Origin of the sequence: Rhizobium sp. BK212 (genome assembly GCF_014197475.1) — a bacterium.
Classification (GTDB): Bacteria; Pseudomonadota; Alphaproteobacteria; order Rhizobiales; family Rhizobiaceae; genus Rhizobium; species Rhizobium anhuiense.
In genome coordinates, this window is record NZ_JACIFS010000014.1 from 40,736 (window position 1) to 67,236 (window position 26,501).

General features: G+C 59.4%; 29 protein-coding genes. 9 read left to right on the forward strand and 20 right to left on the reverse strand.

Annotated features, from left to right (window positions below):
* Positions 1 to 47 precede the first annotated feature (47 nt).
* The 10 genes from FHT79_RS30175 to FHT79_RS30220 form a co-directional block, all read right to left on the reverse strand.
* On the reverse strand, positions 48 to 1,400 hold the full coding sequence (locus FHT79_RS30175) for a folylpolyglutamate synthase/dihydrofolate synthase family protein (RefSeq protein WP_179867870.1): 1,353 nt from the start codon (positions 1,398 to 1,400) through the stop codon (positions 48 to 50).
* 27 nt (positions 1,401 to 1,427) lie between these two features.
* Positions 1,428 to 2,333, reverse strand: a complete 906-nt coding sequence (gene accD / locus FHT79_RS30180; protein ID WP_047615946.1) for an acetyl-CoA carboxylase, carboxyltransferase subunit beta — start codon at positions 2,331 to 2,333, stop codon at positions 1,428 to 1,430.
* A 137-nt stretch (positions 2,334 to 2,470) separates the two neighbouring features.
* Entirely contained in the window at positions 2,471 to 3,310 is an 840-nt protein-coding gene (gene trpA / locus FHT79_RS30185) for a tryptophan synthase subunit alpha (RefSeq protein ID WP_047615944.1), read from the reverse strand.
* Between the two features lie 3 nt (positions 3,311 to 3,313).
* On the reverse strand, positions 3,314 to 4,534 hold the full coding sequence (gene trpB / locus FHT79_RS30190; RefSeq protein ID WP_047615941.1) for a tryptophan synthase subunit beta: 1,221 nt from the start codon (positions 4,532 to 4,534) through the stop codon (positions 3,314 to 3,316).
* A gap of 2 nt (positions 4,535 to 4,536) precedes the next feature.
* Positions 4,537 to 5,205 carry a phosphoribosylanthranilate isomerase gene (locus tag FHT79_RS30195; RefSeq protein WP_047615938.1) on the reverse strand — a complete coding sequence of 223 codons (669 nt, stop codon included), beginning with the start codon at positions 5,203 to 5,205 and terminating at the stop codon, positions 4,537 to 4,539.
* Positions 5,206 to 5,280: 75 nt separating this feature from the next.
* Positions 5,281 to 6,039: a SprT family zinc-dependent metalloprotease gene (locus FHT79_RS30200; protein WP_127431156.1), complete on the reverse strand. Its 759-nt coding sequence runs from the start codon at positions 6,037 to 6,039 to the stop codon at positions 5,281 to 5,283.
* 108 nt (positions 6,040 to 6,147) lie between these two features.
* Positions 6,148 to 6,582 (reverse strand): DUF2852 domain-containing protein, encoded by a 435-nt coding sequence (locus FHT79_RS30205; RefSeq protein ID WP_132574498.1) that lies wholly within the window; start codon positions 6,580 to 6,582, stop codon positions 6,148 to 6,150.
* A gap of 145 nt (positions 6,583 to 6,727) precedes the next feature.
* Positions 6,728 to 8,005 (reverse strand): polyhydroxyalkanoate depolymerase, encoded by a 1,278-nt coding sequence (phaZ, locus tag FHT79_RS30210; RefSeq protein ID WP_127431155.1) that lies wholly within the window; start codon positions 8,003 to 8,005, stop codon positions 6,728 to 6,730.
* 204 nt (positions 8,006 to 8,209) lie between these two features.
* Positions 8,210 to 9,052: a fumarylacetoacetate hydrolase family protein gene (locus FHT79_RS30215; protein ID WP_183904630.1), complete on the reverse strand. Its 843-nt coding sequence runs from the start codon at positions 9,050 to 9,052 to the stop codon at positions 8,210 to 8,212.
* Positions 9,053 to 9,203: 151 nt separating this feature from the next.
* Positions 9,204 to 10,157, reverse strand: coding sequence for a glutathione S-transferase family protein (locus tag FHT79_RS30220; RefSeq protein ID WP_183904631.1), 954 nt, complete (start codon positions 10,155 to 10,157; stop codon positions 9,204 to 9,206).
* A 170-nt stretch (positions 10,158 to 10,327) separates the two neighbouring features.
* Between FHT79_RS30220 and FHT79_RS30225 the strand changes: the two genes are divergently transcribed.
* Together FHT79_RS30225 and FHT79_RS30230 are read left to right on the forward strand one after the other, a co-directional pair.
* The gene (locus FHT79_RS30225; protein WP_047616089.1) at positions 10,328 to 10,612 is read left to right on the forward strand and encodes a DUF2218 domain-containing protein; all 285 of its coding nucleotides are present in this window, start codon (positions 10,328 to 10,330) and stop codon (positions 10,610 to 10,612) included.
* A gap of 46 nt (positions 10,613 to 10,658) precedes the next feature.
* The gene (locus FHT79_RS30230; protein WP_047615924.1) at positions 10,659 to 11,258 is read left to right on the forward strand and encodes a nitroreductase family protein; all 600 of its coding nucleotides are present in this window, start codon (positions 10,659 to 10,661) and stop codon (positions 11,256 to 11,258) included.
* Positions 11,259 to 11,345: 87 nt separating this feature from the next.
* Here FHT79_RS30230 and gyrB read toward each other — a convergent pair whose 3' ends face one another.
* The 5 genes from gyrB to FHT79_RS30255 form a co-directional block, all read right to left on the reverse strand.
* Positions 11,346 to 13,781 (reverse strand): DNA topoisomerase (ATP-hydrolyzing) subunit B, encoded by a 2,436-nt coding sequence (gene gyrB, locus FHT79_RS30235; RefSeq protein WP_132574494.1) that lies wholly within the window; start codon positions 13,779 to 13,781, stop codon positions 11,346 to 11,348.
* 134 nt (positions 13,782 to 13,915) lie between these two features.
* Positions 13,916 to 14,293 (reverse strand): helix-turn-helix domain-containing protein, encoded by a 378-nt coding sequence (locus FHT79_RS30240; protein ID WP_047615918.1) that lies wholly within the window; start codon positions 14,291 to 14,293, stop codon positions 13,916 to 13,918.
* Entirely contained in the window at positions 14,290 to 14,856 is a 567-nt protein-coding gene (locus tag FHT79_RS30245) for a Smr/MutS family protein (protein ID WP_132574492.1), read from the reverse strand. The genes FHT79_RS30240 and FHT79_RS30245 overlap by 4 nt, the downstream gene beginning before the upstream one ends.
* On the reverse strand, positions 14,856 to 15,974 hold the full coding sequence (locus FHT79_RS30250; RefSeq protein WP_183904632.1) for a murein transglycosylase A: 1,119 nt from the start codon (positions 15,972 to 15,974) through the stop codon (positions 14,856 to 14,858). Before FHT79_RS30250 ends, FHT79_RS30245 begins: the two co-directional genes overlap by 1 nt.
* Positions 15,967 to 16,671: a Tim44/TimA family putative adaptor protein gene (locus FHT79_RS30255; protein ID WP_047615912.1), complete on the reverse strand. Its 705-nt coding sequence runs from the start codon at positions 16,669 to 16,671 to the stop codon at positions 15,967 to 15,969. The genes FHT79_RS30250 and FHT79_RS30255 overlap by 8 nt, the downstream gene beginning before the upstream one ends.
* Before the next feature lie 131 nt (positions 16,672 to 16,802).
* On the opposite strand from FHT79_RS30255, the gene FHT79_RS30260 reads away from it, so the two are divergent.
* Positions 16,803 to 17,309 carry an FxsA family protein gene (locus FHT79_RS30260; RefSeq protein WP_048338427.1) on the forward strand — a complete coding sequence of 169 codons (507 nt, stop codon included), beginning with the start codon at positions 16,803 to 16,805 and terminating at the stop codon, positions 17,307 to 17,309.
* A gap of 101 nt (positions 17,310 to 17,410) precedes the next feature.
* Entirely contained in the window at positions 17,411 to 17,893 is a 483-nt protein-coding gene (secB, locus tag FHT79_RS30265) for a protein-export chaperone SecB (RefSeq protein WP_047616084.1), read from the forward strand.
* Positions 17,894 to 17,959: 66 nt separating this feature from the next.
* Here secB and dnaQ read toward each other — a convergent pair whose 3' ends face one another.
* The 5 genes from dnaQ to FHT79_RS30290 are packed head-to-tail and all read right to left on the reverse strand — an operon-like array spanning position 17,960 to position 21,590.
* Positions 17,960 to 18,682 carry a DNA polymerase III subunit epsilon gene (dnaQ, locus tag FHT79_RS30270; RefSeq protein WP_063473886.1) on the reverse strand — a complete coding sequence of 241 codons (723 nt, stop codon included), beginning with the start codon at positions 18,680 to 18,682 and terminating at the stop codon, positions 17,960 to 17,962.
* Positions 18,675 to 19,286, reverse strand: coding sequence for a dephospho-CoA kinase (gene coaE / locus FHT79_RS30275; protein ID WP_132574486.1), 612 nt, complete (start codon positions 19,284 to 19,286; stop codon positions 18,675 to 18,677). Before coaE ends, dnaQ begins: the two co-directional genes overlap by 8 nt.
* Positions 19,286 to 20,143 carry a shikimate dehydrogenase gene (locus FHT79_RS30280; RefSeq protein ID WP_132574484.1) on the reverse strand — a complete coding sequence of 286 codons (858 nt, stop codon included), beginning with the start codon at positions 20,141 to 20,143 and terminating at the stop codon, positions 19,286 to 19,288. The genes coaE and FHT79_RS30280 overlap by 1 nt, the downstream gene beginning before the upstream one ends.
* Positions 20,136 to 20,735 carry a Maf-like protein gene (locus tag FHT79_RS30285; RefSeq protein ID WP_132574482.1) on the reverse strand — a complete coding sequence of 200 codons (600 nt, stop codon included), beginning with the start codon at positions 20,733 to 20,735 and terminating at the stop codon, positions 20,136 to 20,138. The genes FHT79_RS30280 and FHT79_RS30285 overlap by 8 nt, the downstream gene beginning before the upstream one ends.
* Positions 20,736 to 20,768: 33 nt before the next feature.
* Positions 20,769 to 21,590, reverse strand: a complete 822-nt coding sequence (locus tag FHT79_RS30290) for a pyruvate, water dikinase regulatory protein (protein ID WP_047615900.1) — start codon at positions 21,588 to 21,590, stop codon at positions 20,769 to 20,771.
* A gap of 31 nt (positions 21,591 to 21,621) precedes the next feature.
* Between FHT79_RS30290 and FHT79_RS30295 the strand changes: the two genes are divergently transcribed.
* From FHT79_RS30295 to mnmE, 5 genes are all read left to right on the forward strand, one after another.
* Complete coding sequence (locus FHT79_RS30295; RefSeq protein WP_165932242.1) at positions 21,622 to 21,924, forward strand: hypothetical protein; 303 nt, start codon at positions 21,622 to 21,624, stop codon at positions 21,922 to 21,924.
* A gap of 66 nt (positions 21,925 to 21,990) precedes the next feature.
* On the forward strand, positions 21,991 to 23,037 hold the full coding sequence (hemE, locus tag FHT79_RS30300; RefSeq protein ID WP_063473883.1) for a uroporphyrinogen decarboxylase: 1,047 nt from the start codon (positions 21,991 to 21,993) through the stop codon (positions 23,035 to 23,037).
* A 2-nt stretch (positions 23,038 to 23,039) separates the two neighbouring features.
* Entirely contained in the window at positions 23,040 to 23,576 is a 537-nt protein-coding gene (gene hemJ / locus FHT79_RS30305) for a protoporphyrinogen oxidase HemJ (protein ID WP_047615896.1), read from the forward strand.
* 199 nt (positions 23,577 to 23,775) lie between these two features.
* Positions 23,776 to 25,041: a transcription termination factor Rho gene (gene rho, locus FHT79_RS30310; protein WP_011654069.1), complete on the forward strand. Its 1,266-nt coding sequence runs from the start codon at positions 23,776 to 23,778 to the stop codon at positions 25,039 to 25,041.
* 104 nt (positions 25,042 to 25,145) lie between these two features.
* The gene (gene mnmE / locus FHT79_RS30315; RefSeq protein ID WP_183904633.1) at positions 25,146 to 26,465 is read left to right on the forward strand and encodes a tRNA uridine-5-carboxymethylaminomethyl(34) synthesis GTPase MnmE; all 1,320 of its coding nucleotides are present in this window, start codon (positions 25,146 to 25,148) and stop codon (positions 26,463 to 26,465) included.
* Positions 26,466 to 26,501 lie beyond the last annotated feature (36 nt).

Here is a 26,501-nt window from a genome sequence, read left to right on the forward strand (position 1 = left end):
ATTGACGAAAAGCCCGGTTCCGACCGGGCTTTTTCAATTTGCAGGGTTCACTTCGGCGGCGTGCCGTTGTCGGAAAGCACATCGCCAACGAGATAGAGCGAGCCGCCGACCAGAATGCGCGGCGGCAAGGCTTCCGGATCAAGCACGGCTTTGATGGTTTCCAGCGCATCGCCGACCGTCGACATCGGTTCGGCAACCAAGCCCGCATCATAGGCGGCATTCGACAATATCACCGGATCGATCATCGCTTCGCTGCCGCGGATCGGCACGCAGAAAACCTTCTCGACCAAGCCGGCAAAGGCCCTGAAATAACCGACCGGATCCTTGGTGTTGATCATGCCGATGATCAGGAAAAGCGGCCGAGGCTGGCGCTCCTCGAAATTGGCCATGGCTTCGGCGATCACTTCACCGGCACCGGGATTGTGCCCGCCATCGATCCAGATTTCGGCGCCGGCAGGCGCATGCGAGAGCAGCCGGCCCTCGCTCAAACGCTGGAGCCGGCCCGGCCATTCGACCGAACTCATCGCCTTTTCCATCATCGTCTCGGTGACGGTGAAACCGGCCGCCTTGACGGCACGAATGGCGGCGGCGGCATTGGCATATTGGTGGCGACCGGGAAGGCGCGGCAGCGGCAGGTCGGCAAGACCGAACTCGTCCTGGTAGACGAGCCGGCCATATTCCTCATGCGCCATGAAATCCTGCCCGAAGACGGCGCTCGGGCAATGCAGCCGTTCGGCCGTCGACATCAGGACGTCGAGCGCTGCGTCATATTCCTGATGACCGATGACAACGGGAAATCCCGGCTTCATGATGCCGGCCTTTTCGACCGCGATCAGCTCCACTCTGTCGCCAAGATAGGGCTGGTGATCCAGCGAGATCGGCATGATCACCGAGACGGCCGGATCGGAAATGACATTCGTCGCGTCGAACCGGCCGCCGAGACCGACTTCGATGATCGCGGCATCGGCCGGATGTTCGGAAAACAGGATGAAGGTGACCGCCGTCAGGATCTCGAAGACGGTGATGTGCTGTCCTGCATTGGCATCGGCCACACGACGCACGGCCTCGGCGAAGACGGCATCATCCACGAGCTGTCCGCGTCCGCCTTTGACGCCGATGCGATAACGCTCGTGCCAATTGACGAGATGCGGCGAGGTGTGGACATGGGCGCTGTAGCCGCCGGCTTCGAGCAGGGCGCGGGAGAAGGCGGTAACCGACCCCTTGCCGTTGGTGCCGGCGACATGGATCACCGGCGGCAGTTTCCTGTGGGGATTGCCGAGCACATCGAGAAGACGGGTGATGCGATCGAGAGACAGATCGAACCCCTTGGGATGCAATCCCATGAGTTTGTCGATCTCCTGTGCTGCCTCACTCACCGCGGTTTGGCCTCTGGGTATCAATTCGGCACCCCGCCTGCTTATCGGTTATCAGGCGCTCGCCGCCAGAGCGATTGCGCCGCTATTCATGTTGTTCGCCGCCGAAACCGGCTTCTTCGTCAGGATCTTCAGGAGACGCGCCAGCGTTTCCGGAATATCGTGACGTTTGACGACCATATCGACCATACCATGCTCCAACAGGTATTCGGAGGTCTGGAAGCCTTCGGGTAGTTTTTCACGCAGGGTCTGCTCGATCACGCGCTTGCCGGCAAAGCCGATTTCAGCGCCGGGTTCGGCCAGATGAATATCGCCAAGCATGGCATAGGAGGCGGTAACGCCGCCTGTGGTCGGATTGGTCAGCACAACGATATAGGGCTGGCCGGATTCCTTGAGCATGTCGACGGCAACCGTCGTGCGCGGCAGCTGCATCAGCGACAGGATGCCTTCCTGCATGCGCGCGCCGCCGGAAGCGGGGAACATGACCAGTGGGCATTTTTCAGCCGTCGCACGCTCGAAAGCCTTGACGATCGCCTCGCCGGCGGCAATGCCGAGCGAACCGCCGATAAAATTGAATTCGTGCACGACAGCCACGAGCTTCAATCCCCGCACCTTCCCGACACCGGCGAGGATCGTATCTTCCTGCTCGGTCTTGAGGCGGCTATCGCGCAAGCGATCGCTGTATTTCTTCGAATCGCGGAACTTCAGCGGGTCTTGCACGACCTTCGGCTGCGGCAGCGATTCGAACTCACCATTGTCGAAAAGATCAATCAGACGGGCCTTGGCCGGCATCTTCATGTGATAACCGGACGCCGGAATGACCCATTTGTTGCCTTCCAGATCCTTGTGGAAGACCATCTCGCCCGTTTCCGGGCACTTGATCCAGAGATTCTCCGGCACTTCGCGACGGCCCAGCATGGAATTGATCCGCGGGCGAACGTAGTTGGTGATCCAGTTCAACTCGAATACTCCTGATTGACCAGAGCGGTTCAGCTTTTAACGGAAGCGGCGAACCGCTCTATCCTTTTGTACGCAATTCCGGACGGAAAACCGCTGCACAGTTTTGCGCGACATGCCTGAGTGCCAATGTGGGCAAACTATTCGGCAGCAACAAGGCGCGCCGAACGTGTTCCCGTGGAAAGGCCGCGCACCAGCGTGGCAACGGCCTGAACCGTGTCCGCCGTTGCCTTTCCGTCATTCGTCAAGCTGGTCGCGACCTGATTGACGATCGCGGTGCCGACAACAACGCCGTCGGCCGAACCGCCGATAACCTTTGCATGTTCCGCCGTCTTGACACCGAAGCCGACGCAGACGGGCAGCTTGGTGTGCTGCTTGATGCGCTCGACAGCGCCCGAAACCAGCGACGGATCGGGCAGCGCCGAACCGGTGATGCCGTTCATCGAGACGTAATAGACGAAGCCGGAGGTATTCTTCAGCACCTTCGGCAGGCGCTTCTCATCCGTCGTCGGCGTCGCCAGGCGAATGAAATTGATGCCCTTGCGGATCGCCGGAATGCAGAGCTCGTCATCCATCTCGGGCGGCAGGTCGACGACGATCAGGCCATCGATGCCGGCGGCGAGCGCGTCGTCGAGGAATTTCTCGACGCCGTAAATATAGATCGGGTTGTAGTAACCCATCATCACGATCGGCGTCGCATCGTTGGTTTTGCGGAAATCGGCCGCCAACTGCAGCGTCTTCTTCAGCGTCTGGCCGCCTTTCAGGGCGCGCTGGCCGGCCAGCTGGATCGCCGGGCCGTCAGCCATCGGATCGGAAAAGGGCATGCCGAGCTCGATGATGTCGGAGCCGGCCTCCGGCAGCGCCTTCATGATGCCGAGCGAGGTGTCATAGTCGGGATCGCCGCCCATGAAATAGGTGACAAGCGCCGGACGGCCCTCGGCCTTCAGCTCGGCAAAGCGTTTATCCATGCGTGCGGTCATGTCTTACAGTCCCATTCCCAGAATCTTGCCGACGGTGAAGATGTCCTTGTCGCCACGGCCGGAGAGGTTCATCAGGATGATCTCGTCCTTGCCCATCGTCGGTGCGCGCTTGATGACCTCGGCAATAGCATGCGAGGGCTCGAGCGCCGGGATGATGCCTTCGAGGCGGGTCAGCGTCTGGAAAGCCTCGAGCGCTTCGTGATCCATGATCGGCACATAGTCGACGCGGCCGGTGTCGTTCAGCCAGGAATGTTCGGGGCCGATGCCGGGATAATCGAGACCGGCCGAAATCGAGTGGCCTTCCTTGATCTGGCCGTCGCCATCCTGCAGCAGATAGGTGCGGTTGCCGTGCAGCACGCCCGGTGAACCGGCGGTGATCGACGCGCAATGTTCGTCGCCCTGCAGGCCCTTGCCGCCGGCTTCGACGCCGACGATCTTAACGGAGGGATCGTCGAGGAAGGGATGGAAGATGCCGATGGCATTCGAACCGCCGCCGACGGCAGCGACGACCAGATCCGGAAGACGGCCTTCGGCCGCCAGGATCTGCTCTTTCGCTTCAGTGCCGATCACCGACTGGAAATCGCGGACCATCTCCGGATAGGGATGCGGACCGGCTGCCGTTCCGATCAGGTAATAAGTATCCTCGACATTGGTGACCCAGTCGCGGAGCGCCTCGTTCATGGCGTCCTTCAGCGTCCCGCTGCCTGCCGTCACCGGTTTGACTTCCGCGCCGAGCAGCTTCATGCGGAATACGTTCGGCGCCTGACGCTCGACGTCGGTGGCGCCCATGTAGACGACGCAGGGAAGGCCAAAGCGGGCGGCAACGGTCGCAGAGGCGACGCCATGCTGGCCGGCACCGGTTTCGGCGATGATCCGGGTCTTGCCCATGCGCTTGGCAAGCAGGATCTGGCCGATGCAGTTGTTGATCTTGTGCGAGCCGGTGTGGTTCAGCTCCTCGCGCTTGAAATAGATCTTCGCGCCGCCGAGTTCGGCCGTCAGCCGCTCGGCGAAATAGAGCGGGCTCGGGCGACCGATATAATGTGCGCCGAGATGCTTCAATTCGGCCTGGAATGCCGGATCGTTCTTCGCCTTGTTCCACTCGTCCTGCAGATCGAGGATCAAAGGCATCAACGTTTCGGCAACGAAACGACCGCCATAAATACCAAAACGGCCGTCTTCATCGGGGCCGGAACGGAAGGAATTCGGTTTTGGCGTCTCGTTCACTTTCAACTCCCTGAGGCCATGACAGGCGCACTCGCCTTCTCGACCGCGTCAAAAAATTCATCGATCTTCGCGACGCTCTTCACGCCAGGCGCAGTTTCGACGCCTGAGGAAGCGTCAATGCCCGGTGCTTTGGTGATGAATAACGCATCCGCGACATTGTCCTTGTTCAGCCCGCCGGAAAGCATGTAGTCGACGCTGCCGTCAAGCCAAGCGAGAAGGCTCCAATCAAAGGAAACACCATTGCCGCCCGGCAATTCGGAACCCTTCGGCGGCTTGGCATCGAAAAGGAAACGATCGGCGATGCCGATATAGGCCTCAACGCGTTTCAGATCGTCGGCCGTGCGCACCGGAAGTGCCTTCATCACAGGCAGACCATAGACCGCCTTTATGGTCAGCACATGTTCGGGGCTCTCGTTGCCGTGGAGCTGCAGCATGTCCGGCTTCAACAGCGATACGATCTCATCCAACTCGTCGTTGGTCGGATCAACGACGACGGCGACGATTTTCGCCTTGCCACGTGCAGGTTCGGCAAGTTTTGCCGCCAGGTCCGGCTCGATATAGCGCGGGCTTTTTTCGAAGAAGATAAAACCGATATGGGTCGCGCCGCGTTTCAGTGCGCGATCGACAGCGTCGGGCGTCTTCAAGCCACAGATCTTGATATCCGGTTTCATGGCAGCGAAGTGACACGAAATGCGGCAAGAGTCGAGCCAATTTGCATGGAAAGCTGTATTTAGCGCGGCTTTGGGCTAATCGAAATCGATGGCGTGCAACTGGCTGCCATGCCGCTTCAGCCAGGATTTCGCTTCTTCCATACCTGGGCAAAGCTTCTTGCAAAGCGCCCAGAACCGCGGCCCATGATTCATTTCCTTGAGATGGGCGACCTCATGGGCGGCGAGATAATCGATCACTGCGGGCGGCGCCATGACGATGCGCCAGGAAAAGCTCAGATTTCCCTCCGACGAGCACGAGCCCCAGCGGCTGCGGGTATCCTTCATCGAGATCGAGCGGATCGGCGCCCGGATCGCTCCGGCATGCATGGTGGCCAGTCTGGCGAGATCGGCGCGCGCTTCCTTCTTGAGAAAGGCCGCGATGCGCCGTCCGACATGTTCCGGCATGCCGCTGACGCGCAGCACCGGCCTGCCGTCTATCAAGACCGCCTCCGTCAGCCCGCGCAAGCCGCCGGTATGCTGGATGTGATGGGAAACGCCGCGAAACAGAATTTGGCCGCCGTCGCGCAGGCCGGTATCGGTCGAAAACTTGGCAAGCTTGGTGAGCAACCAGCCCTGGTGGCGATCGAGGAAGGCATTGACCTCACGCGTCGCCAGGCCCTTCGGCACCGTCATCTTCAAGGCCCGGCCACCCGGTTCGATACGCAGCGTGATGCGCGTCGCCCGGTCATGCTGCTTGATGGTCAACGGCATCAGCCGGCCGGCGACGTCGAGCGTCCGCGTTTCGGGCGCAACCGGCTTTCGCGCTTTCGGCCTTGTCTTCAGAAGCGGAAACATGGCTGTTTTCTATCCGATTCGCCGCCGAATCTAAACGATTTGCCAGGCAGGCAGACATGGAAAAACCGGCATCGGAAGATGCCGGTCATCATTTGATGGTTCAGGCGTTCACGGCGTCTGATACTCAGCGACCGGGCCGTTGTCATCGCGCTTGGCGTTCTTGCGGTCGCGCATGAAGCGGTCGAACTCTTCTTGATCCTTGGCGCGGCGGAGTTCACGCATGTAAGCGTCAAATTCCTCGCGCATTTCGTCGAGCTTGCGGCGCTCTTCCTCGATCCGGTCGATCTCGGCCTTGCGCCAGTCGTCGAAGGCGACGTTGCCGGTCGAGAAGTGCGGGCGGTGCCGTCCATGCGGGCGGCGGCAGGAGGCAAAGAAGCCATCGGTCGCCTGGTTGACGTCACGCTTGAAGCCGCGCAGACGGTCGCCGAAGATGATGTAGGCAAGCATGGCAAGACCCAGAGGCCAGAAAACCACGAAGCCGAGAATCATCAGGGCAATGGTAGCCGGAGTCCAATCCGGTCGAAGCAATGCTGACTGGTTCATCGTGCGGGTATCCCTCGCTTTCCGCGCCCGGCAGGATACCGAACGCTGAAATCGATGTGGTTACCGCAATAGGTGCCTTCAAGACGATTGCCCGCGAAATCGAACAAGGCCTTGAATCCGTTTTGCTAATTCAGCTATCGCTGAATCAGCCCGTCCGACCGCCCTTGATGACACGCGGGACCGGAGGCTTAACGGCCGAACGGGAATGCTGGCGGACGAAATTGATGATGCGCGGCGCAATCTCGCGGCGGAAACGCGAACCGTTGAAAACGCCATAATGACCGACATCCGGCTGGAGATAATGCATGCGCATATCTTCGGGAATGTTCACGCAGATGGTCTGCGCCGCCTTTGTCTGACCGACCCCCGAGATATCGTCATTTTCACCTTCGACGGTCAGAAGCGCCACCTTGCGAATTGCCGCCGGATCGACGCGTTTGCCGCGATGCATCAACTCACCCTTCGGCAGTGAATGCTTGATGAAGACCTCCTCCACCGTCTGCAGATAGAATTCGGCGGTCAGATCCATGACGGCGAGATATTCGTCGTAGAAATCGCGATGTTTTTCCGGCTCGCCGTCGTTCTTCACGAGATGCATGAAGAATTCCTTGTGCGCGACGAGATGGCGATCGAGGTTCATCGACATGAAGCCCGAAAGCTGCAGGAATCCTGGATAGACCGGGCGCATGAAACCCGGCTGCGGCCAGGGCACGTTCATGATGACATTGTCGGAGAACCACTGCAGCGACCGCTCCTGCGCGAGCTTGTTGACCGCCGTCGGGTTGATGCGCGTGTCGATCGGGCCGCCCATCAGCGTCATGGACGAGGGCGACAGCGGATCATTGGCTTCCTCCATCACGGCAGCGGCTGCCAACACAGGGACGGAAGGCTGACAGACGGCGATAACATGCGTGTCATGGCCGAGGAAATGCAGCATCTCGATGACATAATCGACGTAATCGTCGAAATCGAACGTGCCTTCCGTCATCGGCACCATGCGGGCGTCGATCCAGTCGGTGATGTAGACATCCGCACTCGGCAGCAGCGCTTCGACCGTGCCGCGTAGCAGCGTGGCGTAGTGGCCGGACATCGGCGCGACGATCAGGATGCGCGGGTCATTGCCGCGGGCCGGCGGAACATTGCGGGCGAAATGCAGGAGATTGCAGAAAGGTCGCGACCAGATGATCTCTTCGCGGACGGAAACTGTCTGATCACCGACCGTGGTCTGCTTCAGTCCGAATTCCGGTTTGCCGTAGCGCCGCGTCGTGCGTTCGAACATTTCGAGGCTTGCCGCCATCGTCCGGCCGAACGGCGTGTGGGCGAACGGGTTCAGCGGATTGGCATAAGCAAACCGCATGATATCGGCCGCGGCGCGAAACGGCGCCATGGCGGCATGGTTCAATTCATAAAGCTGATAAAACATGGAAGGCGCCACCTTTCTCTATCGAAAAGATGACGCCGATTGAAAGGCATCGAGTCTTTTCGCCATGCGGGCACGTAACGCAGACTAACAGTTTTTTGTTGCACAGCAACATGGACGAGCCAGACCCACACAAGAAATGCCGCAGAATTGATCTCCGGCATCATCATCAGCCTGAAAACTTAAGTTTCTCAGCAGGAAGCGTCGTTAACGATCCGCTACGAAGGTCTGCTTCTGCGTGCCGAGACCTTCGATGCCGAGTTCGACCACGTCGCCGGCCTTGAGATAACGCGGCGGCTTGAGGCCCATACCGACGCCCGGAGGCGTACCGGTCGAGATCACGTCACCGGGATGCAGCGACATGAACTGGCTGAGGTAGGAGACGAGAAAAGCAACGCCGTAAACCATCGTCTTCGACGAGCCGTTCTGCATCTTCTGGCCGTTGACCGTCAGCCACATGCCGAGGTTCTGCGGTTGCGGAATTTCATCCTTGGTGACGAGCCAGGGGCCGATCGGGCCAAAGGTGTCGCAGGATTTGCCCTTGGTCCATTGACCGGACCGCTCGGTCTGGAAAGCGCGCTCGGAAACGTCATTGGAGACGCAATAGCCGGCGACATAATCCAGCGCTTCGGCTTCCGTTACATATTTGGCAGTTTTGCCGATGACGACGCCGAGTTCGACTTCCCAATCGGTCTTTTCCGAACCGCGGGGGATGATGACATCGTCGTTCGGCCCGACGATCGCCGATGTTGCTTTCATGAAGATGATCGGCTCGGGCGGCACGGTCGCACCGGTTTCGGCAGCGTGATCCGAATAATTCAAGCCGATGCAGATGAACTTGCCAGTGCCTGCGACGCAGGCGCCGATGCGGCCGGGGGAAAGCTCCGGAAGGCTCCTGGGATCGATCGCAGCGATCTTCCCAAGGCCTGCCGGCGTGATCGCCTCGCCGCCGATATCGGCGACATGACCAGAGAGATCGCGGATCTTGCCATCGGCATCGAGAAGCGCGGGTTTTTCACTGCCTGCTTCGCCAACACGCATCAGCTTCATGGAAATTCCTCCTCATCGAAAACGGATTTGCAACCACCTATGAACGAATTATTCATCGGTGTCATTACGGCTTTGCCGGCAAGCGGTACGGCTTTTCTGCAATTCGGATGATTTTTGCCGAAAACTGCCTCCATCCTTTCGACATCATGCTTCAAAAAATTTCGGCCAGATCGGGGCCGGCAGGGACGATTTTCGTCGGATTGAGGCTTTCGACCGAATAGTAGCCGCGCTTGATGTGATCGAGATTCACCGTTTCTGCGATGCCCGGCCAATCCAGCATGCGACGGCAGAAGGCGCGCAGGTTCGGATAGTCGGAAAGACGGTGCAGATTGCATTTGAAGATGCCGTGATAGGCGACGTCGAAGCGCACCAGCGTCACGAAAAGCCGAATATCGCTTTCCGTCGGATGCTCGGCGAAAAGAAAAGGCCGGCCTTCGAATTGCGGATCGACCCAGTCGAGGCAGGAAAAGACATCGGCGAAGGCTTCTTCGTAGGCGATCTGGGTGGTGGCGAAGCCGGCGCGGTAGACGCCGTTGTTGAGGGTCGGATAGATGCGATCGTTGAAAGCATCGATCTCGGCGCGCCTTTCCGCCGGGTAAAGATCGATCGGATTTTTTGCCAAGTTGCCGAAGCCGCCGTTCAGCATGCGCAGGATATCGGCGGATTCATTGTTGACGATGGTCTTTTTCCGCTTGTCCCAGAGAACCGGCACGGTGGCCCGGCCGGTGAAATCGGGTGCTGCCCTGGTATAGATTTCATGCATATAGGTTACGCCATTGACGTGATCCTGCGTCGCACCGGGATAATCACCGAAACGCCAGCCCTGCTTGCTCAGCAGCGGTTCGACGACGGAAACGGAGATGACGTCTTCCAGGCCCTTGAGTTTGCGGCCGATCAAGGTGCGCGAGGCCCAGGGGCAGATATAGGCGACATAGAGATGATAACGGCCGGCGCTGGCTTCAAAGCCGCCTTCGCCCGTCGGCCCGGCGGTGCCATCCAGGGTCACCCAATTGCGGAAACTCGAGGTCTGCCTGATGAAACCGCCCTTCTCGTCCTTGGCCTGGACGGGCTGCCAGTCTTCCGTCCATTTTCCGTTCACCAGCATGCGCAACTCTCCAATCGATTGACGAGACCGTTCATTATCCTGCTTCGACGCCGGCGTGAGGGCGCTTTTCTGGAGACAGTCTGTACACCCAAACTGCGACGATGCTGCGCTTGCCAAGCCGAGGACGCAGGAAATATGACTCCGCGATACAAGATGAAGTGGAGTTCGACATGCATCTCTCCAAGGCCGTCGTGCGGACCGAACATGCGAGCCGCTACCTGCAGCAGCTTTGCAAACACTGGAGCCACAAGTTCAGCGTCGATTTCGATCCCGTGAAGGGCCGGGTGCCGTTCAGCGATACGGCCGAGGTGACGTTTTCTGCCGACGATGCGGCGCTGACCATGACACTTTCCGTCGCCGATCCCGCGCAACAGCAAAGAATGCATGATGTCATCGACGATCACCTGAAGCGCTTCGCCTTCCGCGAGGAGCTCGACATCGTCTGGACCAACTGAGCCCGGCCCCCGATCCAAATTTTCTGCCCCGAACCCTGGAACAAGCATGACGAAGAGCAATCACCGCGAATCCGAATATCCGATCGATCCGATGTTTCTCGATCGCTGGTCGCCCCGCGCCTTCACCGGCGAAATTATCGAGGAAGCGCAGCTGCTCAGCCTGCTCGAAGCCGCCCATTGGGCTCCGTCCTCAGCCAACCATCAGCCCTGGCGCTTCATCTATGCGCTCAAAGGTTCGGAGCATTGGGAGAAATTCGTCGCATTGCTCGTCGACGCCAACCAGGAATGGGCGAGGAATGCGTCGGCCTTGATCTTCGTCGTGTCGCGCGCCTTCACCGGCGTTGCCGGCTCCGGCGAGGAGAAGCCGAGCTACACCCATTCCTTCGATGCCGGTGCGGCCTGGGGGCATCTGGCGATCCAGGCGCGGCTCTCCGGTTTCTACGCCCATGGCATGGGCGGCATCAAACACGAGGAGATCAGGCAGGCTTTCGCCATTCCCGAGGGGTACCGGGTCGAGGCAGGCGTCGCCGTCGGCAAGCTCGCCGACAAGAGCGTTCTTTCCGAACGCAATCAGGCGCGCGAATTCCCCAGCCAGCGCAAGCCGCTCTCCGACGTCGCCTTCAACGGCCGCTTCGCTGCGAACTGACGCGAAGCCAGGGACCAAGCAGATATCCGGATAAACGAAAGCCCCGCCATCCAGGGATAGCGGGGCTTTTTGGGCTTTAAATATCAATCAGATATCGAGGTTTGCGACGCTCAACGCATTTTCCTGGATGAATTCGCGCCGCGGCTCGACCTCGTCGCCCATCAGGCGGGCGAAGAGGCCATCGGCATCGGTGGCATCATTGACCTTCACCTGCAGCAACGAGCGGACATTCGGATCGAGCGTCGTTTCCCAAAGCTGCTCGGCATTCATCTCGCCGAGGCCCTTGTAGCGCTGCATGGTCAGGCCCTTGCGGCCGCTGGCGAAGACCGCGTCGAGCAAGGCACGCGGGCCTGAGATCTCGACATCGCCTTCGCGCCGATGCAACGACGGCGGCGTCTGATAGATTTCCTTGAGACGTGCGGTCAGCTGGTCGATGTGACGGGCATCGGAAGAGCCGATCAACGCCATGTCGAGCACGACAATTTCCTTGACGCCGCGGACCATGCGTTCCAGGCGCAGGCCGCCATCGCTGGTCAGATCGCCCTGCCAGCCGCGCTCGGTTTCCTCGGCAATGATATCGAGGCGGCCTGCCACTTCGTTTGCCAGCGCCAGCGCCCTTGCCTGGTCGCTGACGAGGTCCGCGTTGAGGGCGCCGGCGATGGCTGCCTGTTCGACAACGGAACGATTGTAGCGCGAGTGGAGATTGTCGAGCAAAGCGCGCATGCGCAGCGCATCCAGGATGACCTCGCGCAGATCCTGACCGGTGCGGACCTCGCCGCTGCCGAGCCGCAGTGCGGCATCTTCCAGACCCTGGCCGATCAAATATTCTTCGAGCGCCTTCTCATCCTTCAGATACTGCACCGATTTGCCGCGCGCGACCTTATAGAGCGGCGGCTGGGCGATGTAGAGATGGCCGCGTTCGATCAGTTCCGGCATCTGGCGGAAGAAGAAGGTCAGCAGCAGGGTGCGGATATGGGCGCCGTCGACATCGGCATCCGTCATGATGATGATCTTGTGGTAGCGCAGCTTTTCGACATTGAACTCGTCCTTGCCGATGCCGGTGCCAAGTGCGGTGATCAGCGTGCCGATTTCCTGGCTCGACAGCATCTTGTCGAAACGAGCACGTTCGACATTCAGGATCTTGCCGCGCAGCGGCAGGATTGCCTGGTTTTCGCGCGAACGGCCCTGCTTGGCCGAACCGCCGGCAGAATCGCCCTCGACGAGGAAGACTTCGGATTTTGTCGGATCGCGCTCGGAGCAGTCGGCGAGCTTGCCCGGCAGCGAAGCGATATCGAGTGCGCCCTTGCGGCGGGTCAGCTCGCGCGCCTTGCGGGCCGCTTCGCGGGCGGCGGCGGCCTCGACGACCTTGCCAACGAGGATCTTGGCTTCGCTTGGATGTTCTTCGAACCAGGTGCTCAGCGCCTCGTTGACCAGACTTTCGACAACAGGACGGACTTCCGAGGAAACGAGCTTATCCTTGGTCTGCGAGGAGAATTTCGGATCGGGCACCTTGACCGACAGAACCGCCGTCAGGCCTTCGCGGCAGTCTTCGCCCTGCAGCGTTACCTTTTCCTTTTTGGTGATGCCGGAACTGTCGGCATAGGAAACCACCTGGCGCGTCAGCGCGGCGCGGAAACCGGCCATATGCGTGCCGCCATCGCGCTGGGGAATGTTGTTGGTGAAGCAGAGCACGTTCTCGTGATAGCTGTCGTTCCACCACATCGCCACTTCGACGGTGATGCCGTCCTTTTCGCCGCGGATGGCAACCGGCTTGTCGACGAGCGACTTCTTGGCACGGTCGAGATAGGCAACGAAGGCCTCGAGGCCGCCATCGTAACGCAATTCTTCCTGCTTGATATCGGAATGGCGCTTGTCGGTCAGCAGGATGCGCACGCCTGAGTTCAGGAAGGCGAGTTCGCGAAGGCGATGCTCCAGCGTGCCGTAATCGAACTCCGTCATCGTGAAGGTGTCGGTGCTCGGCATGAAGCTCACTTCGGTGCCGGTCTCATTCGGTGCTTCGCCCGTGACCTTCAGCGGCGCATCGGCCACGCCATGGCTGAAGCTCATTTCATGGATCTTGCCCTGGCGGCGGATCTTCAGTTTCAGCCAGACGGAAAGCGCATTGACGACGGAGACGCCGACGCCGTGCAGGCCGCCGGAGACCTTGTAGGAATTCTGGTCGAACTTACCGCCGGCATGGAGCTGCGTCATGATGACTTCGGCGGCCGACACGCCTTCGCCGGTATGGATATCCGTCGGGATGCCGCGGCCGTTATCGGTCACCGTCACCGAGCCATCCGGATTGAGCGTGACGGTGACGATGTCGGCATGACCGGCAAGCGCTTCGTCGATTGCGTTGTCGACGACTTCATAGACCATGTGATGAAGGCCGGAGCCATCGTCGGTATCGCCGATATACATGCCGGGGCGCTTGCGCACGGCATCGAGGCCCTTCAGAACCTTGATGGAATCTGCGCCATATTCGGTGCTTACGCCGTTTTCCGTCGCGGATGTATCGCTCATTCTGTTGAGATTTTCCCTGTTGTCGTAAAGCTGCGGCGCGCCTTGCGAATCACCGGCTTTCTTCCCTCTTGTATATAGGTTTTTTGAACCCAGTTCCCATGGCAAGCCCCTAAAACAGGGCATAAAACAGGGGATTATGACGCTTTTCCGTCGCCTTTGCCGCCATTTTCGAGAAGAGCCGATAGCCGGCCTATCTCCGCACTGTCAAGGCTGCGAATCCGCCGCGCCAGCCGGTTGGCAAATTCGGTATATTCGGGAGGCAGGCCTGACGTGTCGATGACGACACGCGGGTCGGATGAGCGGGCGAGCAGGAACAGTTCCTCGGCCTCATCCCAGATGATGTTGAAATAGCCGGCGATGCGCTGCAGCAGGTCGAATGTCGGCAGGCCACGCTTTCCATGTTCGAGCGCCGAGAGATAGGCGGGAGAGACGTTCAGCGCTTGCGCCATCTCCTTCTGCGAGACGCCCTTGCGGGCTCTCAGCCGGCGAACCGCCTCTCCGAAGGGTGTCATGGTCTTTCCCCATGCCGCCGCGACAGGCGAATATAGAGCGCGCCCTCGCCGCCATGATGCTGCGCGGCAGGTTCATAAGACGAGATCAGGTAGCGGAATTCGGGCTTGCAGAACCAGAGCGGCACGGCCCGCTTCAGCGCGCCTTCGCTGCCCATCGAGCTGCCCTTGCCGGTGATGACAAGCACATGGCGCATGCCGCGCTCATGCGCCCGGATCAGGAAATCGAGAAGGATGACATGGGCCTCGCTCTGCACCAGCCCATGCAGGTCGATCCGCGCTTCGAGCGCCAGCCGGCCCTTGGCGATCTTGCGTTTGACCGGCTTTTCCAGCGGATGATGCACCCCCGCCGACGGTTTCGTCGCCGTTGGTAGCGTCGGCTGCATCGGCATGGGCGCGGCGGGTGTCTGCTTTTCCTGTTCCCGTTCGGCCGCCGCTTCGGCTTCGGCAAGAAAGGCGTCGAGTTCGGTCAGCGCCCCCGCCTTGCCGGGCATCGGCCGCGTGCTGCGGGCAACCTTGCCCCAGAGGATCCTCTCATCTGCACTGAGCTTGCGATCCCTGGCCATCAGTCGAATCGTCCGGCGGCGGCATTGGGAATGAGGATGGCAAAATCGGCATCGTTGCGGACCGTGCCGGCACTTTCCCCAGCCATATCCCCCGAGCCGGTGAAGATGTCACCGCGCGCCGGCCCGACGATCGCCGAGCCGGTGTCGAGCGCCAGCATCAGCCGGCGGAACGGTCGACCGTGATCGAGATGGGTGAGGCTTTCGGCGCGGATGAAAAAGGGAAAACCGAACGTATGGATCATCCGGTCGACCGCAAGCGAGCGCCCGGCGAGAAGCGGCACCTTGGCGGCAGCGATCGGACCGGCCTCAGGATCGGCAACCGGCGCTTCCCGGAAGAAAATATAAGAGCGGTTATGCCACAGCACCTCGTCGACGCGCTCGGGATTGCGCGCCAGCCAGGCGCGGATCGCCTGCATCGAAATCTCCGCCCGATCGATCTCGCCCCTCTCGATCAGCAACTTGCCGATCGCCGAAAAAGCATGGCCGGCCTTCGCGGCATAGGTGATGCGGCCGATACGGCCATCCCGATAGCGCAGGCGGGCTGCGCCCTGCACATGCACGAAGAAGACATCGACCTTCGACTTCGCCCAGGCGATTTCGAGGCCTCGGCCTTCGAGAAAACCCCGATCGATGGCGCGGCGGTCCGGATAGACACCGATGCCGCCGTCATGCAGACGGCCGAAAGCATAGGCGCTGTCGAGCTCGGCGGGGCGATTGGCGTCGTCGAGATCGATCAGATCGTCCGGGCGCCGGTAGAAAGGGAAACGGAAAATTTCGTCCGGCCGCTCCGACACCTCGATGTCAGGCTCGTAGAAGGCGGTGACGAAGCCGGAATTGCCGTCCTTGCGGCGAATCAGAAAGGGTCGACAGTGCGTCTCGAAAAAGGCGCGCGCCGATGGCGGAGATGACGGACTGACATCTTCGGCGGCGACCAGAAGCGGGAGCAGGTCTTCCGAACTCAGGCCAAGCGATCCGGTGCGGTACGGTTTGACATCGCTGATTTGCCGCCGGCAGCGTCGCATGACTTCAAAAAGGCCGGAAGGATCATCATCCTTCCAGCCTTCCAGAGTGTCGAAGCTTATGGCCTGCAGGACGAAGTCCGCTGCGTGGTCACTCATGTTCCGATTCGGTCGCCACGAGTTTCCAGTTCGGGTCGCGCGAGCGGGTGTCGCGGGCAAAGGTCCAGAGGTCGTTGACCTCGGCGACGTTTTCGGCGTCGCCTTCGATCAGCACATCCGCCTTGTCGTAGGTGGCCGAAATGAGCTGGCTGATGATGCGCACGGTGATCTGCGCTTCGCTGCCCTTCGTCTCCGCATGGGTGATTTCGGCCTTGTCGATGCCGACGAAGGTGGACTTCACCTTCTCACCGCGGGCTTCGCGTTCGCCGATTGCCGCATCGAAACCGTCATAGACTTCACGGGACAGCAAGTTCTTGAGTGTTTTCCGGTCGCCATCGGCATAGGCCATGACGATCATCTCGTAAGCCATGCGGGCGCCGTTCAGAAACTCCTTCGGGCTGAAAGCGGGATCGGCCTTGTTCAGCGCACGCAGCGATTCGTTGAGCGGCGTTCCAGGCGCCGCAAAAGCATCGATGGCGGCGAAGCGATCCTCATCCTCGGTCGTCGCATCGCGCCGCGGCAGCGTTACGACTTTGCCGGCATCGGCGGCATCGGCCGGAGCCGCATCCCGCGGCGTATAGAGATCGCGCGGCGGCTTCTCATTTCCTGTGCGGCGCCCGAGCACGGAGCGAAGCTGAAAGAAAATCAGCACAGCCGCCACCAGGAAAAATAATGTGATGAAGTCGTTCGAACTCATATCGTATCGCAGCCGCCGTTAACATCTCTGATTTGTACTCCCATATAGTCCGCCTATACAGATGATTCAAATGATGGCTGGCATCTTCGCCGGCGCCAAGAGGAGACCGGCACGTCCGGGACATGACAGACATGCGTTTTTCGATCCTGCCAGCTTTCATTCTGCTACTCCCGTTCGCCGAAATTGCCGGTTTCGTCGTCGTCGGCCGGGCGATCGGATTGTGGCTGACGCTCGCGCTCGTCATGCTGGGTTTCGTTCTCGGCGTGGTTCTGCTGCGCCGGCAAGGCATCGGTATTTTGCGCCGCATGTCGAGCGAAGGACGAAACGGGGTGATGCCTGGCCGAGATTTGCTGCGGCCGGCGATGAACGTCATCGCCTCGCTGCTGCTGATCATTCCCGGCTTCCTCACGGATATCATTGCCATCCTCATTCTCATTCCGCCGGTGCGCGATCTGGTCTGGCGGGCGATTGCCAAACGCTTCGTCGTCGTCAACGCCAAGGGCGGTTTTTCCTCCGAGCCACAACCCGATTTTCGCGACCGCAAGCCAAACTCAAAGGTGGTCGATCTCGACGAGGAGGACTATCATAGAGAGCCGGATCGCAACTCGCCGTGGTCCGGCAAGCATCTCGGCGATTGAGGCACTGCGGCTGATCAACCGCGCCAAGCGCTCAGGGTTGTAAGCCTTTCCCTGAAATGTTAGATGGCGGCACCATTCCCATGCCCCTCGAGGAAAAGCCAATGGCAGACGATAACAACAACAACGGTGCGGCCAACCCCACCCTTTCGATCCTTGCGCAATATACCAAGGATCTCTCCTTCGAAAATCCGGGTGCGCCGCGTTCGCTGCAGGCCCGCGACAAGGCGCCGACGATCAACATCAATGTGAACGTCAACGCCAACCCGCTTTCCGATACGGATTTCGATGTCGTGCTGTCGCTGAACGCCGAAGCCAAGGATGGCGACAAGACGGTCTTCCATACCGAACTCGCCTATGGCGGCGTCTTCCGCGTGGCCGGTTTCCCGCAGGAGCACATGCTGCCGGTTCTCTTTATCGAGTGCCCGCGCATGCTCTTCCCCTTCGCCCGTCAGATCATCGCCGACGTCACCCGCAACGGCGGTTTCCCGCCGCTGATGATCGACCCGATCGACTTTACGCAGATGTTCGCCCAGCGCGTCGCCGAAGAACAGGCCCGCGCCAAGGTTCAAGCCGTTCCAAACTGAGCGGATCTTTCTTCACTGAAATACGGATGCCCGGGCTGGTCCCGGGCACTTTCAATTGTGGCTGGTTCAATCGAGGTTGGCGTATTTCGCCCAGATACTTTTTTCCCCGAGCTTAGCGACGAGCGCCTCATGCGCCTGCTCCTCGGTTTGGCTGAGGCGGCTACCAAGCGGGCGGGGCCGCTCGAGCACTGCGGCAATCACTTCATCGTCATCCCCAGCCATGTCACCGCGAGCTGCCTGGTTGGATTTGCTGACCGTGCTCAGACCGAAGGCTGCCTGTCGGCCGCCGATCATCTCGATATAGACTTCGGCAAGCAGTTCGGAGTCGAGCAGCGCGCCGTGTTTGGTCCGGTGCGAATTGTCGATGCCGTAACGCCGGCAAAGCGCATCGAGCGAATTCGGCCCCATCGGATGTTTGCGTCGGGCCATCGACAAGGTATCGAGCACCCTTTCCGGCAGGATCGGCGGCAAGCCGATCCGCGCGAACTCCGCGTTGATGAAGCCCATATCGAAGGTGGCGTTGTGGGCAATCCACTTCGCATCGCCGAAAAAGGTAAGGATTTCTTCGGCGACGTCCGCAAAAGGCTTCTTGTCCTTCAGGAATTCATCGGTGATGCCGTGTACGGCGAGCGCATCCGGATGAACCTTCTGATCTCCGGGATTGATGAAGATATGGATCGTGTTGCCTGTGGGGAAATGGTTGAAGAGCTCGATGCCGCCAATTTCGATGATGCGGTCGGCGCGGTTGTCGAGACCGGTGGTTTCCGTATCGAAGATGATCTCACGCATTCCGGAAATCTCCCTTGGCAATCCGCGTTTTCAGGTCGGCGACGATCTCGAGCACCCGTTCCCTCGTCTCCGCGATACTGTGACTGGTGTCGATCAGATAATCGGCCCGCCGCCGTTTTTCCGCGTCCGGTGTCTGGCGGGAGAGAATCATGCTGAATTTTTCCTCGGTCATGTCGGGACGCGCAAGCACCCTTTGACGCTGAATCTGTGGATCAGTGCTGACGACGACGATGACGTCGACTCTTTCCTCAGCGCCGGTTTCGAAGAGCAGCGGAATATCGAGCAGTACCATGTCGGCGCCAGCGGCACCTTGTTGCGCCAGAAATTCCATCTCGCGTTTGCGAACCAGCGGATGGACGATCGCTTCCAGGCGTTTAAAGCCGTCGGGATCAAAAGCGAGCTGGCGGCCAAGTTCATGCCGATCGACTGCTCCATCCTTCATCGTGCCGGGAAAGGCGGCATCCACCAGGGGCGCAGCCTCGCCGGCATAGAGATCGTGGACCACGGCATCAGAATCGTTCACCGGGATTCCGGCATCGGCAAAGAGCTTTGATGCCGTCGATTTTCCCATTCCGATGGAGCCGGTGAGACCGATCTTCAGCATCAGTGTGATTCCATATCTGCAATGATGAGCGCACGCAGTGCAGCGTCGACAACGGGACGCTGTCCGAACCATCTCTCGAATCCGGGCACGGCCTGATGCAACAGCATGCCGAGACCATCCACAATAGGAAATCCTTGCTCTTCTGCCTGTGCCAGGATCGGCGTCTTCAAGGGCACATAGACGATGTCGGTGACCACGGCATCGGCTGCAAGAGGTGAAAAATCGAGCTGGGGCGCAGCCTCGCCGTCCATGCCGAGCGAGGTGGTATTGATGAAGAGGCCGGCACCCTTCATGACTTCGGCAAGCGCCCCGGCAGGGTGGGCCTGAACACTCGGACCAAAACGGTCCGCGAGTTCACGCGCGCGTTCGACGGTGCGATTGACGACATGGATCTCGCGGAAACCACGATCCCGGACCGCCTGGATGATCGCCCGGCTGGCGCCGCCGGCACCAAAGACGACGGCTCTGCGGTGCCTGTCCCAGCCTGGATGGCGTTCATCAAGATTGGCGATGAAGCCGCGACCGTCGGTGTTTGTTGCATGCAAGACGCCATCCTCCAGCCAGAGCGTGTTCGCGGCGCCAAGTTCGCGTGACAACGCGTCCGGTCTATCGGCGAGCCGGAACGCCATTTCCTTGTGGGGAATGGTGACATTGCCTCCGGCAAAGCCGGAACTGCCGTCCTTCAGCGCACGAATGAAATCACCAAAGGCCTCGGGGGCGACTTCATGAGCGCGGTAGCTGCCTGGCAGGCCGAGCGTCTTCAGCCAATATCCGTGGATCAACGGCGAGCGCGAATGCTTGATGGGAAAGCCCGTGACAAACGCTTTCGGCCCGAATGTTTCACGTGAATCACCCATCGATCGCTCCCAGTTCTCGCAATTTTTTTAAGAGCGGCAGCATCGGCAGGCCAAGAATGGTGAAATAGTCCCCCTCGATCTTTTCGAAAAGCTGGATGCCCTCCCCCTCCAACTGATAGGCGCCGACGCTGGAAAGCGCGCGTTCGCCAACCCGGCTCAGATGCCTGGCGATGAAATCCGCTGTCAGCGGCCGCATCGTCAGTTCGGCATGCGCCAGATATTCCCACAAGAGCACGCCATCGCGGACGATCGCAACGGCGCTGTTCAATCGGTGGGACACTCCCGAAAGCGCTTGAAGATGACCAGCCGCGTCGGCCATGTCCTTCGGCTTATGGAAAACGCGGTCGCCGAGCGACATGGTTTGATCCGAACCGATGACCAAGCCATCCGGAAAACGGCTGCTCACTTCCTCGGCCTTGGCTTTGGCCAGGACGAGAGCGACGGCATCCGGCTTGGCGCCAGCTTTTTCCAGAGGTACTTCGACCGCCCGTTCATCGATCCTTGCGGCATGCGCCTCGAAGGATAGACCGGCATTTTCCATCAGCATCCGGCGAAAGGGACTCGACGATGCAAGAATGAGTTTCGGCGTCATGGGTTCCTCGGAGTGCCGGCTTTTCGTCAGCGCTTAGCGCAGCTTCGGGCGCAGGGCAACGATTGCCGCGGCTGTTTCCTCGATTGAGCGGCGCGTGACGTCGATCAGCGGCCAGTTGTGACGGGCACAGAGCGAGCGGGCATATTTCAACTCCTCCGAAATCGCGGCGCGGTCGGTGTAGTGTTCGCGATCGAAGCCCTGCGTCACCCCGAGCACCCGGTTTTCCCGCACCTGGGAAATACGGTCGGTGGTGGCGATCAGGCAGACGATGAGCGGTTTCGTCGCGACAAAGAGGCTCTCCGGCAATGGCACGCCGTAGACGATCGGAATGTTTGCCGTCTTGATGCCTCGGTTGGCGAGATAGATGCTGGTCGGTGTTTTGGACGTACGACTGATGCCGATGATGACGACATCGGCATCGTTATAATCGTCCGGCATCTGACCGTCGTCGTGATCCATGGTGAAATTCAGCGCTTCGATGCGCGCGAAGTAGCCGGCATTCATCACATGCTGTGCTCCGACCCGGCGGCGCGACGGGGCACCGAGATAGATCTGGAATGCATTCATGACCGGCTCCAGCACATTCACCGAGGCAACGCCCATCTCGACGCAGCGCTCATCGATCAGGCTCGCGAGCTCCCGGTCGACAATGGTGTAGAGCACAATGCCGGGGGCGTCATCGATCGCTTGGAGAACCGGCAGCAGCTGCTTGCGATTGCGGATCAGCGGATAGACATGTTCGATCGGCTGAGCGGATCTGAACTGCGCCGACGCGGCACGGCCGGCGGAGATCAGAGTCTCTCCCGTTGAGTCAGAAATCAGATGCAGATGAAAGAAGTTCGTTCTGTTCTCCACGCTATTTTCCGCTGCCTGTTGAAAAGACTGGATGAAACAGAGCTACGGTGCCGAGGCAGCCTCCGGCAAGGGAAAACATGCCTACTTATCCACATTTCGGATTTTGCGGATCGGTTTCGGTTGGCCCTGTGGACGATGGGGAGAAGATCGATTTCTGGAAAGCTGGTCCACAGCCTATCCACAGCCACGAAAAAAATCACCCATTCCGAAGGGCTTGGAATCATTTTCAGATTCAGCTTTTCCCCGAACGTCGGAAACAACGGCGAAATCCTTCCAATGTTTTTTGCAGGTGCGCGACAAATGGCATCGGCAGTGGATGGATTTTAATCCTTGATAGACACCGACTCTAAGAAATAGAAACCTTTTAAAATATCTTTGATTTTTTATAGGGAAGAAGCGCTTGAGCGAGACGCGCCGAAAGATCATGAGGGTTCTGGATGGCGAAAGCCTCTCCCCTCCTCCTCTCTGGCTGATGAGGCAGGCGGGGCGCTATCTGCCGGAATATCGGGAGACACGGGCAAAGGCAGGGAGTTTTCTCGATCTTTGCTATACGCCCGATCACGCCGTCGAAGTGACATTGCAGCCGATCCGCCGCTATGGCTTCGATGCAGCCATCCTGTTTTCCGATATCCTGGTCATTCCCGATGCAATGAAGCGGAACGTCCGGTTCACCGAAGGCCATGGTCCTGAGATGGATCCAATCGATGAAGCCGGGATCAGCAGATTGAATGGCGAAGAGGTTGTCGATTATCTCAGGCCGGTGCTGGAGACGGTGCGGCGGCTGCGTGAGGGGCTGCCAGCCGAGACGACGCTGCTCGGCTTCTGCGGCGCGCCTTGGACGGTCGCGACCTATATGATCGCCGGACATGGCACGCCGGATCAGGCGCCTGCCCGCCTTTTCGCGTATCGGCATGCTCGCGCCTTCGAGCATCTGTTGATGCTGCTTGCTGACGTATCGGCCGATTATCTCGTGGCCCAGATTGATGCCGGCGCCGATGCCGTGCAGATTTTCGATTCCTGGGCCGGCGTTCTCGGTGAGAGGGAATTCGAGGCGTTCGCGATCAGGCCGGTTGCGCGGATGATCGCTTCGGTCAAATCGCAGCGGCCACACGCGCGCATCATCGCTTTCGCCAAGGGCGCCGGCTACCAGCTGAAAACCTATCGCCAGAAGACTGGTGCGGATGCGATCGGTCTCGACTGGTCTGTCCCGCTGGCCTTTGCCGCCGAACTTCAAAAGGACGGGCCGGTGCAGGGCAACCTCGATCCTATGCGCGTCGTTGCCGGCGGTCGGGCGCTTGAAGAGGGCATCGACGATATTCTGCAGCATCTCGGCAATGGGCCGCTGATCTTCAATCTCGGTCACGGCATCACGCCGCAGGCCGACCCCGAGCATGTGCGTCTGCTGGTCGATCGTGTGCGTGGCGGGCGGATGCGAGGCGGGGCGTGACGATGGAGAAGCAGACCGATCGGAGACCTGGCGCTTACGCCCGGCGCCGAGCCCATTTTGCGCTGGTCTTCTTCGCGCTGATGGCGGTCGGGCTTTTCGCCTGGAACCCCGATAATCTCTATCTCTGGATCAAGGCACTGCACATCATCGCGGTCATTTCCTGGATGGCTGGATTGTTCTATATGCCGCGGCTGTTCATCTATCACACCGATGCCGAACCGGGTTCGGTGCAATCGGAAACCTTCAAGGTGATGGAACGCCGGCTGCTTCGAATCATCATGACGCCGGCGATGATGCTGACGTGGATTTTTGGCCTCTATCTCGCTTGGTCGGTCTATGGATTCCAAGGCGGCTGGCTGCACGCCAAGATCGGTCTCGTTGTGCTGCTGACGGGCGTTCATATGTTCTTCAGCCGTGCCGTCAGAGCCTTCGAGCGGGATGAAAACCGCCGCTCTGCGCGCTATTGGCGGTTCATGAACGAGGCACCGACATTGCTGATGATCCTGATCGTGATCCTCGTCGTGGTGAAGCCATTCTGAGGCAAAATCCATACTCAGGTTAAATTTGCTTCATTTTAAGCAGCCCTCTTGCGGCAGCGATTGCGAGTCGCTATTTTCCGCGCATCTCATCTACGTGGCATGTGTGTAGAGTTCAGTCGTCTGCGAGCCCTTTCGCAGTACCGAATACGACCCAACATCGCCTTTCCCCTTCGAAATTGAAAAGAGTATTGGTCACTTCATGGCTGAAATGAAGCTTCAGGAACTTAAGAGCAAATCCCCGACGGATCTTCTGGCTTTCGCCGAATCGCTCGAGGTTGAGAATGCCAGCACGATGCGCAAACAGGAATTGATGTTTGCTATCCTCAAGATGCTCGCCAGCCAGGATGTCGAAATCATCGGCGAAGGTGTCGTCGAAGTGCTCCAGGATGGTTTCGGTTTCCTGCGTTCCGCAAATGCCAACTATCTGCCAGGCCCAGATGATATTTATATCTCCCCTTCGCAGATCCGCCGTTTCTCGCTGAAAACAGGTGATACGGTCGAAGGCCCCATCCGCGGGCCGAAGGAAGGCGAGCGCTATTTTGCGCTGCTGAAGGTCAACACTATCAATTTCGACGATCCGGAAAAGATTCGTCATAAGGTTCATTTCGACAATCTGACGCCGCTCTATCCGAACGAGCGTTTCAAGATGGAACTCGATATTCCCACCACCAAGGATCTGTCGCCGCGCGTGATCGACCTGGTGGCGCCGCTCGGCAAGGGCCAGCGTGGACTGATCGTCGCGCCGCCCCGCACCGGTAAGACCGTGCTGCTGCAGAATATCGCGCATTCGATTACCGCGAACCATCCGGAGTGCTATCTCATCGTTCTTCTGATCGATGAGCGTCCTGAGGAAGTGACCGACATGCAGCGTTCCGTTCGCGGCGAGGTCATCTCCTCGACCTTCGACGAACCGGCCGTACGTCACGTCCAGGTGGCGGAGATGGTCATTGAAAAGGCAAAGCGTCTTGTCGAACATGGGCGCGACGTCGTCATCCTGCTCGATTCGATCACGCGCCTCGGCCGTGCCTACAACACCGTGGTTCCCTCCTCAGGCAAGGTCCTGACCGGCGGTGTCGACGCCAATGCGCTGCAGCGTCCTAAGCGCTTCTTCGGTGCGGCGCGCAATATCGAGGAAGGCGGTTCCTTGACGATCATCGCCACGGCGCTGATCGATACCGGCAGCCGTATGGATGAAGTGATCTTCGAAGAATTCAAGGGCACCGGCAACTCGGAAATCGTCCTTGATCGCAAGGTCGCCGACAAGCGCATCTTCCCGGCGATGGACATCCTCAAGTCCGGCACGCGCAAGGAAGACCTTCTCGTCCCACGCCAGGATCTGCAGAAGATCTTTGTGCTCCGCCGCATCCTTGCGCCAATGGGCACGACCGATGCGATCGAATTCCTGATCGACAAGCTGAAGCAGACGAAGAACAATTCCGACTTCTTCGATTCGATGAATACATAATCCTTAGCCGGATTCATCCTATGAGAGCTGGAGGCATCGTGATGATGTCGCCAGCTTTTCTATTTAGGAGGAACCGATTCGAAGTCGAAGATTAACCAGGCAATATGGCCATGTTGAATGATACCATATATGCGCTATCGAGCGGTGCTGCACCTTCAGGTGTTTCGGTTATTCGCATCAGCGGTCCGCTGACCAGAGACATATTGGCGAGCCTCGTCGGCTCGGTGCCGAAAGCTCGATACGCATCGCACCGAACGATTCGGACTCGTAACGACCAACCGATCGACAGTGGTCTGGTGCTGTTTTTTCCGGGGCCAAATTCATTTACCGGGGAAGATGTCGCGGAGCTACAGCTCCATGGCAGCAAGGCTGTCCTGGCGGCGCTGTTTCACACACTTGGCGACATTCCGGGTGTTCGAATGGCTGTTGAGGGTGAGTTCTCCCGCCGGGCTTTTGAGAACGGCAAGCTTGACCTGGTCGAAGTCGAAGGTCTGGCCGACCTTATCGGTGCCGAGACGGAAATGCAGCGACGCCTTGCGGTCGAACATAGCGCGGGCGGACTTTCCATAATTTACGATTCGTGGGCGGAACGATTAACCCGCGCACGAGCGCTGATTGAGGCGGAACTCGATTTTCCCGACGAGGATGATGTTCCGGGGTCGGTATCGGATATGGTCTGGGCCGATATGAGTAAGCTACGCGCCGATATCGCGCACCATTTGGGTGCGGCTTCGGCAGGTGAGATTATCAGGGACGGCTTTAAGGTGGTTATTGCCGGTGCGCCGAATGCCGGAAAATCAAGCCTGCTGAATGCTCTGGCACGGCGCGATGTTGCGATCGTCACCGAGATCGCCGGCACCACCCGCGATGTCCTGCAGGTTGATCTCGATATCGATGGCTACCTGATCAAGCTCTATGATACAGCCGGCCTGCGCGATGCCGACGACCGGGTTGAAATAGAAGGCGTTAGGCGCGCGCGTCTTGCGCTTGGCGATGCCGATCTTGTGCTGCTGCTGGTCGACATGTCGAATCCGCTGATCCCTGACGACTTGGAGGCAACTTGGCCTCATGTTACTGTCGGCACGAAGAAGGATCTCGTTGATGTCGTCTTGGGTCGGTATGATCTTCAGATTTCGACGGCAACCGGTGACGGCTTGCCGGAATTGCGGCAGTTGATTGGCAACAGCGTCGCAGCCCGTTTCAGCGGCTTGTCCATGGCGATCCCCAGTCGGCAACGGCATAAAGATTCGCTGACGAAATGTTTAGCCGCGCTCGATGCTGCGGTTATGCAGAAGGACGTAAATCTCGAACTGCGGACCGAGCAGCTTCGAATTGCTGCGGAGTTTTTGGGAAGAATTACCGGAAGAGTGGATGTCGAACAGCTGCTTGGGGTGATCTTCTCGGAGTTTTGTATCGGGAAATGATTCACGTGAAACATGGCGGCGGTTGTGTATGCCCAG